The organism is Dyadobacter sp. CY356 (assembly GCF_021440195.1).
Classification (GTDB): Bacteria; Bacteroidota; Bacteroidia; order Cytophagales; family Spirosomataceae; genus Dyadobacter.
Window position 1 is genome coordinate 165692 of record NZ_JAJTSZ010000004.1, and the last position, 16909, is coordinate 182600.

15 protein-coding genes are annotated in these 16909 nt (G+C 40.5%); 4 read left to right on the forward strand and 11 right to left on the reverse strand.

Features of this window, described 5'->3' with window-relative positions:
- Positions 1–40 precede the first annotated feature (40 nt).
- On the forward strand, positions 41–655 hold the full coding sequence (locus tag LXL81_RS14965) for a hypothetical protein (RefSeq protein WP_234647607.1): 615 nt from the start codon (positions 41–43) through the stop codon (positions 653–655).
- Between the two features lie 88 nt (positions 656–743).
- On the opposite strand, the gene LXL81_RS14970 is transcribed toward LXL81_RS14965, so the two are convergent.
- The 5 genes from LXL81_RS14970 to LXL81_RS14990 all read right to left on the reverse strand — a co-directional run bounded on the left by LXL81_RS14970 (position 744) and on the right by LXL81_RS14990 (position 6983).
- Positions 744–1013, reverse strand: coding sequence for a hypothetical protein (locus tag LXL81_RS14970; RefSeq protein ID WP_234647608.1), 270 nt, complete (start codon positions 1011–1013; stop codon positions 744–746).
- A 222-nt stretch (positions 1014–1235) separates the two neighbouring features.
- Positions 1236–2849, reverse strand: coding sequence for an aminotransferase class V-fold PLP-dependent enzyme (locus LXL81_RS14975; RefSeq protein WP_234647609.1), 1614 nt, complete (start codon positions 2847–2849; stop codon positions 1236–1238).
- A 388-nt stretch (positions 2850–3237) separates the two neighbouring features.
- Complete coding sequence (locus LXL81_RS14980; protein WP_234647610.1) at positions 3238–5475, reverse strand: xanthine dehydrogenase family protein molybdopterin-binding subunit; 2238 nt, start codon at positions 5473–5475, stop codon at positions 3238–3240.
- Between the two features lie 16 nt (positions 5476–5491).
- Positions 5492–6511 carry a xanthine dehydrogenase family protein subunit M gene (locus LXL81_RS14985; RefSeq protein ID WP_234647611.1) on the reverse strand — a complete coding sequence of 340 codons (1020 nt, stop codon included), beginning with the start codon at positions 6509–6511 and terminating at the stop codon, positions 5492–5494.
- Positions 6504–6983, reverse strand: coding sequence for a (2Fe-2S)-binding protein (locus LXL81_RS14990; RefSeq protein ID WP_409013913.1), 480 nt, complete (start codon positions 6981–6983; stop codon positions 6504–6506). Before LXL81_RS14990 ends, LXL81_RS14985 begins: the two co-directional genes overlap by 8 nt.
- A 348-nt stretch (positions 6984–7331) precedes the next feature.
- Between LXL81_RS14990 and LXL81_RS14995 the strand changes: the two genes are divergently transcribed.
- The gene (locus LXL81_RS14995) at positions 7332–9626 is read left to right on the forward strand and encodes a hypothetical protein (RefSeq protein WP_234647613.1); all 2295 of its coding nucleotides are present in this window, start codon (positions 7332–7334) and stop codon (positions 9624–9626) included.
- A gap of 202 nt (positions 9627–9828) precedes the next feature.
- Here the strand turns inward: LXL81_RS14995 and LXL81_RS15000 are convergent, their stop codons facing one another.
- Positions 9829–10269, reverse strand: a complete 441-nt coding sequence (locus LXL81_RS15000; protein WP_234647614.1) for a carboxymuconolactone decarboxylase family protein — start codon at positions 10267–10269, stop codon at positions 9829–9831.
- A gap of 74 nt (positions 10270–10343) precedes the next feature.
- On the reverse strand, positions 10344–10922 hold the full coding sequence (locus tag LXL81_RS15005; protein WP_234647615.1) for a Crp/Fnr family transcriptional regulator: 579 nt from the start codon (positions 10920–10922) through the stop codon (positions 10344–10346).
- 242 nt (positions 10923–11164) lie between these two features.
- Between LXL81_RS15005 and LXL81_RS15010 the strand changes: the two genes are divergently transcribed.
- Positions 11165–11668: a GyrI-like domain-containing protein gene (locus LXL81_RS15010; protein ID WP_234647616.1), complete on the forward strand. Its 504-nt coding sequence runs from the start codon at positions 11165–11167 to the stop codon at positions 11666–11668.
- 256 nt (positions 11669–11924) lie between these two features.
- Here LXL81_RS15010 and LXL81_RS15015 read toward each other — a convergent pair whose 3' ends face one another.
- Positions 11925–12842 (reverse strand): sugar phosphate isomerase/epimerase, encoded by a 918-nt coding sequence (locus LXL81_RS15015; protein ID WP_234647617.1) that lies wholly within the window; start codon positions 12840–12842, stop codon positions 11925–11927.
- Positions 12843–13051: 209 nt separating this feature from the next.
- The gene (locus LXL81_RS15020) at positions 13052–14164 is read right to left on the reverse strand and encodes an alpha/beta hydrolase (RefSeq protein ID WP_234647618.1); all 1113 of its coding nucleotides are present in this window, start codon (positions 14162–14164) and stop codon (positions 13052–13054) included.
- Between the two features lie 340 nt (positions 14165–14504).
- Here LXL81_RS15020 and LXL81_RS15025 point away from each other — a divergent pair, with 340 nt between their 5' ends.
- Positions 14505–15476: a phytanoyl-CoA dioxygenase family protein gene (locus tag LXL81_RS15025; RefSeq protein WP_234647619.1), complete on the forward strand. Its 972-nt coding sequence runs from the start codon at positions 14505–14507 to the stop codon at positions 15474–15476.
- Positions 15477–15541: 65 nt separating this feature from the next.
- Here the strand turns inward: LXL81_RS15025 and LXL81_RS15030 are convergent, their stop codons facing one another.
- Together LXL81_RS15030 and LXL81_RS15035 are read right to left on the reverse strand one after the other, a co-directional pair.
- Complete coding sequence (locus LXL81_RS15030; protein WP_234647620.1) at positions 15542–15865, reverse strand: hypothetical protein; 324 nt, start codon at positions 15863–15865, stop codon at positions 15542–15544.
- Positions 15866–16204: 339 nt separating this feature from the next.
- Complete coding sequence (locus LXL81_RS15035; protein WP_234647621.1) at positions 16205–16753, reverse strand: 2'-5' RNA ligase family protein; 549 nt, start codon at positions 16751–16753, stop codon at positions 16205–16207.
- Positions 16754–16909: the final 156 nt, after the last annotated feature.

Consider the following 16909-nt stretch of genomic DNA (forward strand, 5'->3'; position numbering starts at 1 on the left):
GCAGAAAATGATAATACACTTCACATAAATTATATCAGCAATGGAAGAAAAAAATTATTCAGGCACTATACCGGCACAGGAAGACGGAAGTAAAATTAATGTTGAAAGCAGTGTGGATGTCAATAGCGAAGAACAGGCAAAAGCTCTTTTTCAGACTGCCAAAAGCCGGTTGCTTGATGTTAATAACTGGCATGATATCACCGGAAAAATGCTGGCCGAATTTCAGTTAACAGATTCCTCTGGCAATCAGACAACAACATTACAGGAAGGGACTTATTTTAAAATTGACATTCCTGGTCCTGGTTCAAATGCCGGCGATGGATTTGATTGGGTAAAAGTTGAAAAAATTGACGCTTACACTACGCCTGATATCGACAGCATAGGCATCAGGGTCAGGCCTGCGTCAAATCCGTTAAGTACGAATACGGATATTGCTCATTTTTATTCTCAGGATTCTACCAGTACATTCACCATAACCCGGGAAGCTACAAAAGTGACTGCCGGTGTTTATGACAGAAATACCAAGACAAATAAAGACAGTGAACAACTCCCGGATCAATTAAGGAATGCTGTTGTGGGAATTGGCGGCATCATCACCTTTTCCCGCATTCAATGGAAAAGTCTGACAGATGCAATAATAAAACAAGCTGACTAACAGCTTGTTTTATTATTTTGAAGTAAAATTTTGGTGATATTGCTACACACCAATAACGTTTAATATCAAGAGAGAGTAAAGCAAGTACCTAATGGTTTTTTTGAAAAAGTTTTAGTGCATTCTCAATGCGGATCCTTGTCTCGGAATCATTGCATTCGACCCTGAAACGCAAATTTGATTTTGTATCCCCAAAGAAATGTACTGTTACCGGTTTCTGGTAAAAGTTGTAGGTAGAAGCCAGTTTCTCCATCTGCCTGATAGTCTCCTTGATCTCATTGTCCCGCATTCTTACAGCGGAATTACTTTCTTTTTCCTGGGATGTAAATTGGAAAATGTTAACCACTCTTATCTCGTCCATATTGTAAATTTGTTTAGCATTTTAAGTGATTTTGTACGCTTAAAACCCACGCTGGTAAATTTTCATACCAAGGATAAATAAGGTTGTGCAAATCGCATGCCCGGAACGAAAAACTCTGATAATCAATTATTTATTCCCCAATTTTACATTTACTTTTAATAATTATTACAAAAAAAATGAGATACCGAAGTATCTCATTTGCTAAATAGTTATCCCTGGATACTAAGTTGCCAGAGGTGGCCCGGAAGGAATGAAAATCTTTTCACGTTTGGCCTTGAATTTATGTCTTTTGGCTGTGAAAGTGGCAGTCATATATTCGCCCATATAAATAGAGCCCGTCATGGCATCATCTTTGGCTGTACCAGAAAACGAAAAAGTGATATTATCCCCAATCTGACGATCTGAACTTCTCATTTTCACCTCATTTCCTTCAACTGTCCCCTGCAATTCTCGCACAGAAAATTCGCCTTTATGAGAACCTTCAAGCCAGTTTCCATCCTGCTCAATGATCAGCGATTGTTTGCTGATCGAAGAGAAAAATTTAACTTCAAGATCCCAGTGGCCTTTCAGCGCAACCGTCGCAGGTTTCATATCAGTTTTTTGAGGCACTCGCTTTTCAGATATTACAGAAACAAAGCGGTCGGCCACAACTTTATCGTCGCCCGGCTGCATTTGCCCTGTTGTAATTGAAATAAAAGTAGAACCTTCTTTGCTCCCGCCTCCCAGAGCAATCCGCGGTTTTGTTCTGCCAAATAATTCAGCAATTTCTTCCCCGGTTATGTTAAATTTGGCCGGATCCCAGGAAATCCTTAACTGTGGCGTACGGTTAGAAAGCTCGTCTTTTGGTTCAATAACCGTTGTTTTAACGCCATCAATTGCGGTTACTGTTTTAGAAATATTGTCAAGCCACGAAAGCCATCTTTTCCATTCACCTGCATGATCACGTTTTGTCCAGGCTTCCACTGCTGCAATCATACCCATGGTTTCTTCGCGGCCGACCTTATTATCACGGCCCGGACCGTGATGCGGTGCACTTGCCTGCCAGGCAGACATCAGTAAATCTTTTTGTCCTAAAACCAGGCCGGCGCACTGAGGTCCGCAAAGTGCTTTTCCACCACTGTAAATGACAACCGTAGCACCCATTTTCAAATGAACATTGGGAATCGTCAAATCCTCGGCCGCTGCATCAACCATCACCGGAACATTTTTCGGCTTGGCAATTTTTGAAATAGCTTCCAAAGACATCGGGCCTTTCATGGATTCATCACCAGCCATCAGATAAATCAGGGCGGTGCGGGAACTGATCGCATTGGTCAATTCCTCGATAGAATCTACTGTGACCAAAGTTACCCCGACATTTCTCAGGGCGTGATCATACACGTTGCGGGAATATCTTGGAATGATAACTTCCGTTTTATCAAATCCCGCAAGATTCGGCACACGGATCAGTTTTTCAGGATTACCGCCTGTGACACAGGCCACTGTAACGTGTTTCATACCAGCAGCACATCCGGCAGATACCATGCCCCATTCTGCACCGGTTAGTTCGGCAAGGCGTTTTCCTGCGCCGAACGCCAGTTCGTCATATTGTACAAAGACCTGGGCTGCTGCGTCCATTGCGGTTCTTACTTCAGGCCTTTCGATGGAACCGCCAATGATGGTGAATGTTCCGCGGCAGTTGATAATTGGTTCAACACCAATGGCCTGATAGATTTCTTTACTGGCTGCAACCTGGGCCTGACTAACTGCTTTTTCAGAAGCAGAAGTCTTTGGAAGCGCCATACCTGCGGCCAGCGGAATCATGGATAAATCTTTAATTGCGTCTCTGCGATTCATTTGAAATAATTAAGTGTTTTAGGAATTTTGGCGAATTACTAAATTAAATTATAGGTGTTTTGAGCTTAAAAATTCGGGCTTAAATTGATCCGGAAATTGAAAACGAAGTTAAAATATAATATTTCGTATGTTATTTTTTACAGATCATTATTTTGCCTTTATCATAAATGGCGGGACGAGTTTAACACATAATGTATTCTTAACCAAATGAAGTTTCAATATACGGTTACGTTCCCGACTGTCATTATATTCTTTCTTCTATTTATAATATTGTCCGCATCTTATTTGCCTGTTATGATGATCATTTTTGACCAAAACAAAAACAGCCGGCGATCAGGCCGGCTGTTTTGTTGAAATACATTATCAGGCAAATCTAAACTAACATCAATTAAAGCAACGAATCAAAATGGATTGGAAACTGATTGATTCTTTTTCCGGTTGCATGGAAAATAGCGTTGGCAATTGCGGGAGGCATAGCACACAGGCCAATTTCTCCGACGCCTTTACTACCAAGTTCATTGACGATCTCATCTTTTTCATCAACGAAAATCACGTCCAGTTCATGAATATCCGCGTGTACCGGAATATGATATTCACCCAGATTTGTGTTCATATACTTTCCAAAATTATGGTCGGTAATCGTTTCTTCCCGGAGCGCCTTACTTATACCCCAGACCATTCCACCTAAAATCTGGCTTCTGGCTGTTTTTGGATTGATTATTTTTCCCGCAGCAACGGCAGTAACCGCTCTTGTCACATTAACGATTCCCAATTCTTCATCAACCTCCACTTCCACAAAAGCAGCACTGTGTGCAGCACGGGAATATTTTTTGAGTTTTAGGACATTGGGAACTGAGAAATTGATCGTCTTGATTTCCTTTCCTTTATTACCGGCGACAATATCCACGAAAGAAATAAAAACAGATGGATCTTGTTTTGAAACAATATTTCCATTTTCAAAGATAACATCCTCAACTTCAATATTTTTGAAAGGCGAATGAGACATCCCGGCTGCCTTTTTAAGCAATTTCTTCTTTAAAGCTTTACCCGCCGCTTTTATCGCCGAACCGACCGTTGAAACCGTAAATGATCCGCCCTGAATAGGTGCAAAAGGCATTTTACTATCACCATATGAAAACGTTACGTCATCCATGGTCAGCCCAAGTTCATCAGCGGCAATCTGTGTCATGACCGTTAATGTTCCGGTTCCAATATCCGTGACTGCACTACTTACCAACAGTTTTCCTTCTTTTGTAATAATAGCTTCTGCCCGTGCAGGAATCGTCATCGACTCCCAGATTCCGGTTGCCATACCGTAACCAACGAGTTTATTCCCTTTTCGCATACTGCGCGGTTCAGGGTTACGGTTATCCCACCCAAATTTTTCAGCACCCTGCAAATAACATTGTCGTAACTCTTTACTCGAATAAGGACGATCCATGCTTACGTCATCAACACTGTAATTGATCAGGCGCAGTTGAAGCGGATCAATTTTCAGTTTGTAGGCCAAATCGTCCATTGTACTTTCAATAGCATGGATTCCCGTACTTCCGCCGGGCGCGCGCATATCCAAAGGACTGAAAACATCCAATGGAACCATGTCATATTTAAAAAGCGTATTCTGAGCAGGATAAAGCATATTTGCCCAGTTTACCACAACCTCCGTATAATCCTCAAAATGAGAAGTCTGCCCGAATGCTTCATGATTTAATGCAGTCACATGTCCATCCGAATCTGCACCAAAACGTGTCTTCTGAATTGTCGGAGGACGATATCCAAACGAAAACATCTGGCTTCGGTCCAACGTTACCCTTACATTTCTTTTCAATTCCAAAGCTGCCATTACTGACATAAATAATTGATATTGAGGGCGTAAACCTGCACCAAATGCACCACCCACATATGGCGAAATTACTCTTACATCCTTAAAATGCAGACCAAAAACATTTCCTACATACAACTGGCAATTGACAGTTCCCTGCGTTTTATCATAAATTGTCAGCTTGCCATCTCCTTCATATACTGTTGTGGTGGTGAATAATTCCAATGGATTATGATGCTCCGTTCCATGAAAAAATTCACCGGATGCCTGCGCAGCTGAACTATTATAAGCAGCATCAAAATCGCCCTTCGGCTTGGGTGGTGGTGGTTTCAAAGCCATTGCAATCCCAGCCTTCGGTGCTCTTGCCTTATCAAGATTGGTATGAATATCTGTTGAAAAGGTCTCCTCCTCATAAGTCACCGAAACTATCGAAGCTGCATATCTGGCCAATTCAAAAGTCTCTGCCACTACCAGGGCAATCGGCTGACCATAATATTTTATTTCTTTGTCGTACAAAGGACGAAATGGCGAACCCGGCGGCGCATCCATATCGGAATATTGCATATTAAACCAGGCCAGTGAAGGACGGTTTTCATGCGTAAAAATTTCGATGACACCAGGTAATGCTCTGGCCTCTGCCGTATTAATGCTTGTGATTTCACCTCTCACGATGGTACTGTTCACAACATATCCGTGCAGCAAACCGGGCATATTATATTCTCCCGAATATTTTGCCGAACCGGTTACTTTCATCGGGCCTTCCAACCGGCTGATTGGTTGCCCTATCGATGGTCTGTTTGACATAAATTTCCTGGTTAGTTTAGGCTGATGGCTGCGCTCCCGGCAATTGCGTTTCAGGATTAAGCGCCATAATACAATTTCGAACAATTGCTCTTTTGGTCAATTCCACTTTAAAGCTGTTGTATTCATAGGCAACTGCGTCTTTTATGATAATCTCCGCAGCTGTTTCAAAGTTTTCGCGGGAAGCCATGTTATCCCTCAAAAATTCCTCTGCCTGCTTTACACGCCAGGGTTTGTGGGCAACACCGCCCAGGGCAATTCTGGCATCTTTAATTACATCACCATCCAGCTCAAAAGCAGTTGCCACAGAAACCAGTGCAAAAGCATACGAATTTCGGTCCCGCAGTTTGAGATAAGAGTAATTTTTAGAAAATCCTTTTTCAGGAAGATCGATGCTGGTAATTATTTCATCAGGATTCAGATTATTGTCCAAATGGGGTGTATCACCCGGCAATCGATGAAAATCGGCAAAAGGTAAACTGCGCTCGCCTCCCGGGCCGCTTACATTTACAACCGCATCAAGGGCTGCCAGGGCAATACACATGTCTGATGGGAAAACCGCAATGCAGTTTTCACTCGTACCAAAAATGGCCATGATACGGTTATATCCTTTAATCGCTGAACAGCCGCTTCCAGGTTCCCGTTTGTTGCAGGGAACGGTTGAATCATAAAAATAATAACAGCGGGTTCTTTGCAGAAGGTTACCACCGTTGGTTGCCATATTGCGGATTTGCGCGGAAGCACCAGCCAGAATCGCTCTGGACAATAACGGATATCTGTTTTCTATGATGGGATGATATGCCGTTTCCGCATTCTTAGCAAAAGCACCCAAACGGACGCCTCCGTCACTTTTCTCTTCAATCAAATGATATCCTTCAATTGCATTCACATCAACCAATGCACCGAAATGTGTAAGATTGTATTTCCACAAATCAATCAGATTGGTACCGCCTGCAACAAATTTTGTATCCGCATCAGCACTTACTTTCTGAACCGCCTCAATGACATTCTGAGCCCGGGTATAGCTGAAATTATTCATGGTTCCCTCCTTCCTTAACTTCCATGATCGCGTCGATAATATTGGTATTTGCGCCGCAGCGACAAAGGTTGCCACTCATCAGTTCCTTCACATCGGCTCTTGAACTGGCTTTGTTTTCGTTTAGCATACCAATGGCACTGCAAATCTGACCGGGTGTACAATATCCGCACTGAAATGCGTCATGTTCGATAAACGCTTTTTGCAATGGATGTAATTCGCCATCTTTTGCAATCCCTTCTATGGTCGTTATTTCCGATCCTTCCTGCATCACCGCCAGTGTGAGGCAGCTCAGAATCCGGTCACCATTGCACAAGACAGTACATGCGCCGCACTGCCCGTGATCACATCCCTTTTTGGTTCCTGTCAGATCTGCATATTCTCTCAATGCATCCAGCAGACTTACCCATGGCTGCAATTTTAGTTCATACGCTTCACCATTGATCCTAAGATTGACGTCGGTGACGCCCGGCATCCAGGCCGCAGTTTCATGTTTTTGCTCCAATACTGCTATTTCATTTTTCATATTTTTATTTAATATCGAGTTTGTTGATAAAAATGAAAGACATTTTATGAGCAGGTATTATTGCCCGGATTTTTTTTGACTGGAGGGAATTACAATTGACGCACAGGGGATAAAAAACTATTCCCGGACGCCTTTTTATCAGTTGCATAGCATTAGCCACATTTTATGAGAATTTAATACACAAAATTTCCCCTAAAATTTACATAGAATCTCGCTTTGAAATAAGAGAATCAACAAATCAAATTCCGTCCTATCTCCTAAATCACTACTTTTATAGCTGTAAGAAAAAATACAAATATGGATTTGCTTTCGTCATTTATCAGCCCTTTTGAGGTTCAACTTTCTTTTTACCAAATTTTTGAAAATCTGGAAAAAATCGCTGCCGATCCTGAGAATGAAAATGCGGCCAGCGCTTCCAAACTACTTCATGATGCCCTGCCCTTTCCTGAGCTTAGAAATGGGTTAACGGATATTGCCCAGATTGAGAAAAATGAAGGTTTGATCAAACGTCTGCTGGCTGATTATTTCCCGGAAGTGCTTACCTATAATGAGATCAAAGCCGTTACATTTCCATATTCTTCTGTTCTTTTTAATCACTCTGAAAGGTTTAAAAATATAATTAAAGGCGCAGGAACTGAACTGAACCTGAATATCAGAGATTTTAACCAGCAGCAATTTTATATTTTCAGCTGTTGTCTGATACTTAACCAGTTTTATGGAACTGCTCTGGATTTCAGCCAACCGCTTTTTTTTGAAATTCCTACGGCCAGCGGTATCACCAAATATTACCGGATTATGTATAATGCGGATTTTCTGGAAATTGTGACCACGGACAAATCGCCGACTTTAACCCAGGATGAAGTGGATAATCTGGTCAATAATTATGAAGACCTGGATTTGTGGAAACGCAAAATTCCACCGGGAACATTTGTGCTAAAAGGTTTTTCCATCATAACATTATTCGATTCAACCGTAGAAAATGTTGTATCGATTCTTAAAGAAAAATTGCTTAGCTATCATTCTTTCGGTTTCAAAAATAGCATTGAATCTATCTTTCGCTCCATTTACAGAGTTCCTGATATCAGGGTCGGCTTTACGTCTTATGACAAAGAAGAAGACTTGTTGAGTCTTGACAGATTTGGACAGCAGCTACCAAGTTATATTTTACAGGATGGGAAAAGCGAATCAGCCGGTAAATTGTTTTGTGCCAAATCGTATTATAACCTGATTGAACTGAATACAAGTTTTTCTATCAACAATACGATTGAATATCAAACGGACAACCCTGACAGTTACCTGGCTGATAACTTTACCGGAAAGAATATCTGCAGCTTTATTCTAGCTCCGCTGATAAAAAATAAGCATATGTACGGTATTCTGGAACTGGTTTCGCCAAGGCCAAAAGTTCTGAACAGTATCAATGCCAATCTGCTGGAAATTGTCATGCCTTTTCTGATTGATACGATCGAAAGAATTGTAGGTGAATTTGAAAATCAGATCCAGGCTGTGATCCAGAATCAATATACCACCATTCACAAAAGTGTCTACTGGAAATTTTACGCCGAGGCGCAGCGTTTGATTCTGGCGCATCAGATTGGGGAAGAATATTCGTTGAAGGAAATTGTGTTTCCAACGGTCCACCCCTTGTATGGGCAAATTGACATCAAGGGTTCATCGGAGGCGAGGAACGAAAGTGTTCAGAAAGATCTGAAAAAACAGCTTAAATGTCTGTTGCCGATTTTAGAAGAAATTAATAAGGAAACCCAGAACGCGCTGGAAAAAGAGGAAAGTCAGATAAGTCAGTATTTGATTGATATATACCAACCTTTAAAAGCCGGGACAGAGCATTATATAAGCCAGTATCTGGACAATACCGTTCATGAACATCTGAGAAAAATCAAGGATCCGGATCTTCTTAAAGATATTCAGGGATATTTTGTTGAAACCGACAAAAACACCGGGGAATTTCACCGGTATCGTAAAAAATATGAAACGACTATTCAATTAATAAATGAAAAAGTAGCGAGCGTTCTCGATAAAAGCCAGATCAAGGCACAGGCCATTTTCCCGCATTATTATGAAAGGTTCAAAACGGATGGCATTGAACATAATTTATACATCGGTTCGTCCATAGCGCCAAAACTGGAATTTGATTTACTAAAACTGTATCAATTAAGATTATGGCAGCTTCGGACTTTATGTAAAATGGAAGCGGCTCATCATGAGTTAAAACCACAGCTCCCCTATGCGCTGGAAGTCACCACGCTCATTCTGGTGTATCACGCCACGATTGATATCCGTTTTCGTATGGATGAAAAGCGGTTTGATATTGATGGAAGTTATAACGCCCGTTATGAGATCGTAAAAAAAAGGATTGATAAAGCCTACATTCAGGGAACCACGGAACGGATTACCAAAACCGGATTTATCACCATTGTTTATCTCAACGAGACAGAAGAAAAAGAATACCTGGAGTATTTAAGAATTCTTCAGGCCGAATATATTCTTGAAAAAACAATTGAGAAACTTGATGTTGAGGATTTACAGGGAATCGCTGGTTTAAAAGCTTTGAGAGTGGGGATTGTGCATTGAAAATTTGCCGGATTTTCATATCAAACTATCTCTAAATAAATCAAAAACGAATCAACATTACGCAGAAAACTCAAAGTTTTAAAAACCCGTCGGATGGCAAAAAGCCATCCGACGGGCAACCTCCGTCCGACGGCTTTTTCTGCCGTCGGACGGATATTAAAACTATATTCACCCAAAAAACCTGACAGAACAAAAAACCTGATTAATCCAAAGCAGGCATTAAATTAGTCGCGATGCCAATTCTGTTCCAGGCATTTATAGTAATTGCAGCTAAAATGACCTGAGCCACATACTGATCGCCCAGAAGGGTTATAGCATTGTTGTAAGTCTGATCCGAAACGTGATTTTGGATCAATGTAACTTCCTCTGAAATAGCCAGAACGGCACGCTCTTCTTCCGTAAAAAACGGCGTTTCACGCCACGCGTTTAATGCGTAAATACGCTGTTCCGTTTCTCCGGCTGCGCGCGCTTCTTTTGTATGCATGTCAATACAATATGCACAGCCATTGATCTGAGAAGCACGGATTTTGATAAGATTTTTATGAATCCGGGTCAGGCCGGTACTTTCGATATATTTTTCCAGACCCAGTATTGCTTTATAACCGGCAGGTTCTGTAACAGGGATTGTGATTCTCTTTTCCATGATTATTTTTTGATTTATGATGCTACAAATTTCCGGCTTCACAATCTTAAAAAACTTAATCACGGTTAAGAAAATCAGGAGTCCGCAATTTTTGCTCTGATTTTACTTAAAAATTCGGGTGTAAAACCAAGGTAAGAAGCCAGCATATATTGTGGAACGCGCTGAATGAAAGCGGGAAAATTGTCGTTGAAATGGTGAAAACGTTCTTCCGGTGACAGGTTGAACATATACTGCAAGCGCATTAGTGAAGCTGCAAATGATTTTTGAAGGATAAGCCGGAAGTAACGTTCCAGCTGCGGAAGCCGGACGAATAACTCCTCCGCGGTCCTGTCGTCAATACTGATCAATTCACAATCCTCAACGGTCTGAATAAAAAGCTGCGATGGTTTTTTATTTTCAAAACTGAAATAATCCGTGAGCCACCAATTTTCAATTGCAAACTGGACCATCTGCTTGTTTCCGTTTTCTTTAAGCGTATAACTCCTGAGACAACCTTTAACAATAAACCAGTTGGCGTGACATACCTGTCCTTCCTCTAACAGAAATTGCTTCTTCTTAACACTTTCTATTTTCACATATGACTTCAATATAATTTGTTCCTCCGCATTTAGAGCAACAAATTTTTGTATGTGCCGGACGAGATTATCAAACATATTTCCTTGCATTTTTCAATGTACATAAACACAATATTGCACTTTTTGACATGAAAATAAAATGCCTCAGGATATTAAAAAGATAAATCACTAAACACCAAAAACCAGCCTCATCAGGTAAAAAAACATGTCGCAGATTCCCCCTTTAATTGTCATGTATTACCCGTGCACAAATTAAAAGAACCTGGTAATTTAGCTTTTGAAAAGTCGTTAAGTCAGTCCTGATTTTAAATGAGATTATTATGACAACAGAACCAAAAAAAGAATTTCTTGAAGCAGAACCTTATGTTGCGATCAGGCAAAAAGTTAGTATGGCTGAAATTCCAACGGTTTTGCCGCCGCTAATATCCGAGGTGTTCGTCTGGATGGCAAAACAGAAAATAGAACAAAACGGTGCAGCGTTTTTCCGTTATCTGTCGATGGATGAAAATAGTAATCTGGTTGTAGATGTGGGCGTACCTACAAAGGCAAAAGTGGCTGGGGACAATAGAATAATTTCGAGTGTTTTTCCGGAGGGAGAATATGCCGCGCTGACTTTTACCGGAGACTATAAAAACCTGCGCCAGGCGCATATGTTGCTCGAAGAATGGATCAAGCAAAATGGCTACAAAGAGCGCAGCGTGCCGGACGATGGCCGACTTGTGGGATGCCGGGTTGAATTTTACATATCTGACCCTGGAGAAGAGCCTGATCCTGAAAAATGGGTAACCGAAGTTTGTGTATTGGTTGAAAAAGTACAGGTTTGATTTAAATGACAGCAGGAGAATCCGATAAGTAAATGAAAATCATTCTTGTCCTGGGATAGCCAAATGAACCTGATGGAACCCTCAGTGAGATGGCAAAAGCGGACTGAGAGATTGTCAAAACTTGTATAAATCAAGGAATTACAAAATCTTTTTAACAGGAGGTTTTTGTCAGCATTTATATATTGCTGACAAACCTCACGCCTTTTATTTATGACAAAGCAGCAGTTCAGGATTTGCTTGATCGTGGCGTGCGCTTTTAATTGTAGGTTTTTAACGCCGCCGAATCATTGATTTCTTTCAATATTTTTTTCAGACCGTCGATATTCATCGTAAGCCCAACCTCCGCATCCGGCGCGGTTTCTTCATTTATTATGCCAATCGGGCCCCGGTATTTACTATTTTTTACAATCCGTATCATTTCGGTTTCTGCATCTCCCTGCCCAATCGGAACCACTTTCACCGGATTCCCGTTTTTCAATCCCGACAAATTTACCGCCATTAAATACGGGAGCATTTGCGGAAAGAATTTGGGAAACCGATCAATTTGTTCTTCTGCATGGTGAAAATTGTATACAATGCCAACGTTGGGTTTCTTTAAATAATGGATAATTTCTATCTGGTTTTCCGGTTCTCCATACCAGCCTCCGTGATTGTAAAGTCCGATGGAACAACCAATTTCAGCTGCTTTACCGGCAATATAAGCGATTGGTCTGGCGTGCGCTTTTACCTTTTCTTCCTGTGTCATTCCATCCGGTTCCTTGATGCCGGTCATCATCAGCCAGATTTGAGTTTTTACATTATTTCGTTTTAGTGCTTCCAAAATGGTTACCAGATTTTTGTCATTTTCAGGATTTGGCCCTGAATGAAACCAAAAGGCTTGTAACGTAATATCATGCGACTTCAATGCCTCAATTTCGGCATCAAAAGTGGGAATATGCTTTTCCCGCCAATCGTATGCGAGTTTGTTAATTCCTAACTGATTCAGCATATCTGCCCGCTCCAAAGGCCCGCGATTTTTAGAATCATAAGGCACGATACACCAGGCTATGAGATTTTCCCGGCCAAAGATGTTGGTAGTAACTTGTGATTTCTGTGCGTTTGTTTCGAAGTATGTTACGGTGAAAATGATTATCAAAATCAATCTAAAAAGAGCCGGAACAGGTAAATTTTTCATGTTAAGAATATTAAGTTTTTTTAATACCAAATCATTGTCTAGCCAGGTATAGCTTTCCCTGATTGTAGGAGTTACATCCGGCAAAATTAGTTTACGGTCTAATAAAGTGATCAAATCTTTATTAATACTCTAACCTGGTCAAAACAAAAAACCGCCTCATCTCTGAGAGCGGTTTTTCTGTAAATGTCGAAGTGAAATGCTTATTATGCTTACTTACCAAAAGCCTTCTTCAACTCCGAAGCTGCATAATCCTGCGCATCTTTTGCATCCGGAACCAATATTGCGGTTCCAAAAAATTCATGCGTTGTTCCCACATATAATCTGCGCGTTACAGCAACACCAGCATCCGAAAGTTTGGTTTGCAGTATCCCGCCCTCCGATTCCAATGGGTCAATTTCTGCGGAAATAATAGTCGTTGACGGAAGACCTGCAAGATTTGCATGTACAAGATCAATGCGAGGATCCTTTGATTCTTTCGGGACATCATTCAGAAAATGGTCAAGAAACCAGACGATTGAAGGCTTGTCAAGTGGCTTGGCATCAGCGAATTTTATGTATGAAGGCGTTGTCATGTCCGATCCTGCCACCGGATAAATCAGAAGCTGATGTACAGGCATTTGTTTCCCACTGTCTCTGGCCATGATACTCACATTTGCAGCCAAATTTCCACCTGCACTTTCACCTGCCACTGCAATTTTTCCAGGATCCCCGTTAAAAGATGCTGCATTGTCAATAGCCCATAAATAAGAGGTATAAGCATCGTTATGTGCGGTAGGAAATTTGAACTCAGGCCCCTTCCTATACTCGACGGAAATTACAATAGCCCCGGACTTTTCCGCAAGTGCCTGAGCAGAAGCATCATATACATCAATAGTGGCAATAACCCAGCCTCCGCCGTGAAAATAAACAATGACCGGAAATGGCTTTGTACCAGTTTTAGGTGTGTATACTCTGGCATGAATTGTGCCTTCGGAAACTGCAATTTCCTTTCCAACGGTATCGACCATAGGCGAAGGTAATGACACATTATTTTCCTTTAAAAGATCCATCACTGCATCTTTCACTGTGTGATTTCTCCGTGCCTCTTCGGGTGTTTCCAAGGGTAACGGTTTGTCTCCGTAGCTTAGTAATTTTTCTATTACCGCCCACATTTCATCTTTGATCCCGGGAGCCCAGGACGGCTTCTCCGTTTTTGGTTTTAAAGTGATAATGGGCTCGGTATTGTGATCAGCACAGGAATTCATACTAAAAAATATGCCTGCCAAAACAAAATAACAAAGGCTTCTACTGAGACTAATGAGATTGCCGGATTTTCGTTTCATAAATTTAATGTTGATGAAGTATAATTGTTTATTTAGTTTCGCGGCCCTCTGTAATAACCATACCACCTGGTAACAAATTGATTACCAAACACTTTAAAAGAATACTTTAAAACTTTGGTGTGTGAAGCAATAAAATACGCATGAAGTGCTTTATAATATTCAACACTTGCAAATTACTGTTTTGCAATTCGTTGGAATGGTTGTTTAATCGATTCCACCATGCATTTCACTTTTGTACAGTCTCATTCCAACTAATGCGACCGAGACGGAGTCATAATTTTAGTGTTATTGATACCTTTACCGATAGTAAAAATTCTGATCATTTAGTAAAACCTCATATATGCCTACTGCAAATTTACCCTGGATCGAATCACCTTTTTTCGAAGAGATTTTAAAAACCAAAAAGCTGACTGAACAGCAGTTGAGTTATGTACAGGATTATCAGAAAAACGGTTTTGTAGTAATTCCCGGATTATTGCCTCATTCACTAATCGACAAAACGAAGGAGGACGCAGAAAACAAAGGTTTTAATCCGGACTTTCCGATCAAAACCCAGCGTGACGAACGAAGAATCCAGGATTTGTGGCAGGTTTCGGAGGCTTCAAAAGAATTGGCATGTTATCCTGCCCTGCTTGAAATTCTTGAAATATTTTACGGTCGTGAACCTATACCGTTTCAGACGTTGAACTTTAAATTCGGTTCTCAGCAAAGGGCCCATTCGGATACTATTCATTTCAGCTCACTTCCGTCCAAATATATGTGCGGTGTATGGGTAGCGCTGGAAGATATTACGGAAGAAAACGGACCCGTTTTTTACTATCCGGGTTCTCAAAAATTACTGGAATATGACTTTTCATACATCCGCACCGACTCGCAGACGCCATCATATAAAGACTATATCCAGTATGAGGATTTCATCGAAAAAATTGTAGAGGCGCAGAAGTTTGAGAAGAAAAAATTTCTGGCAAAAAAAGGCGATTTACTAATCTGGTCATCCAATATTATTCACGGTGGTTCACCTGTTATCAAGCATGGTTCAACACGCTGGTCGCAGGTAACGCATTATTTCTTTAAGGACTGTTATTATTACACGCCAATGCTTTCCAACATGGTCACTAAGGAGCTGTATCTGAGAGATGAACTGGTAAATATGAGAACGGGAGAAAAAGTACAACAAAGCTATAATGGAGAAAACATCAATGCGCTTAAAGTTGGAAACAATCTGTTTTCCTTGTTAAACAAAAAAATAAAACTCGGTTCACTGGCTATGCGGATTTTAAAAAAGAAAGCATATCTTGGTGAGAGAAACTGATCATAAAAATGACCTCCCGGGAATTGTCCGGGAGGTCATTTTTAAAAGAGTATTATAAATAAATTCTAGTTGTTTCTTCTTCCGGATGACGTTGTGTCCATTTCTCCGGATCCACCTTTTCTTCTGCCTTTTTTCATTCCATTCATTTTTTTGTTGCCCATTTTGGTTGAATCCATATTCGTGCCGGAAGATCTCTGATTTCTGATCAGTGTATCATCCGAAGGACTGCCGGTTTTTGGCATTGGCGTTGGGGATGAATTTAACTTTTTACCCTGATCCATTCTGGACGAATCCTGCATAGGTATTGCTTGCGAGGATGGATTTTGGGCGTAACTCACGGCCGAGCCGAATGACAGTATTGCTGCAATTGCTATTTTTATCGTTTTCATTTTATTGGCTTTAAGTTTGTCTGATTAATTACATTCTTCATTATAAAGAAGTTATACAAAAGACATTCCCGAAGGCCATTTTTTTAAAGGTTATTCTGCTCAAAATTTAATGATCAATCACGTCGTCATCACGAAACTGGTTTTCCGGCTGCTCTGAATGCCATTTTCACTAGATCAATATCAAATTCTTCGGATACAACAGAAGATAAATATTTTACAAAGAAAATAAAAATGCTGGCTTACAATAAGTTATCTCATTTTGACCTAAAAAATCTACAAATAATCCGCTTTTAACCCCATAATAATTAGATAGAAATTTTACGACAATTTTAGATTTCTTTACAGCAAAAATGAACGGATAATATTCCACTTTACCCCATCGTGTTTAAACAGGTGGAAACTGTAAACATCAAATGTTTCGGAGAATTTCTTTTCCTGAAACTCCGGCCATGCTTTTTGAAATGAATCCAGTGTCAGATCCCGATAGGCAACAGTGAGATGTGGATGGAAATCAATTTCGAGGTTCATTATAGACACTTCGGGAAAGGCACTTTTAAAATTAAATAACACCTCCTTTTGTAGTTTCATCAGGGAAATATTGGGTTCGGGTTTTATAAAGATTACAGGTTTGTTCTTGTTATGAAATGCGCCAAAATCTTTCAGTTCTAAACTAAACCGGGCCACACTGATCGTCAAATTTTCAAACCAATTCAATACAAATTGATGTGCGGTGACAGGAAGTTGGAAAGGCGCTTTTAGCGTAATATGCGGAATGACTTTAAGGGATTTGCGGCTATCAAAACGGGATGCTATATCATATTGAATTTCAATAATTCTTTTACCAACCTCCGCTGGCGTTGTAATGGCCAGGAAATATAAGTTTTCCATAATTGACAATTTCTGATTAGTATCGGAAATTAGAAGAGATGTCTAATCTTGAACTAGGTACTTACTTTAATACAATCAAATATTATTTACGTCTAAAATTATTGCAATTATCGACGAATTTTTGTTAATTATATAAAATTTCCTTTCCGAAAATTA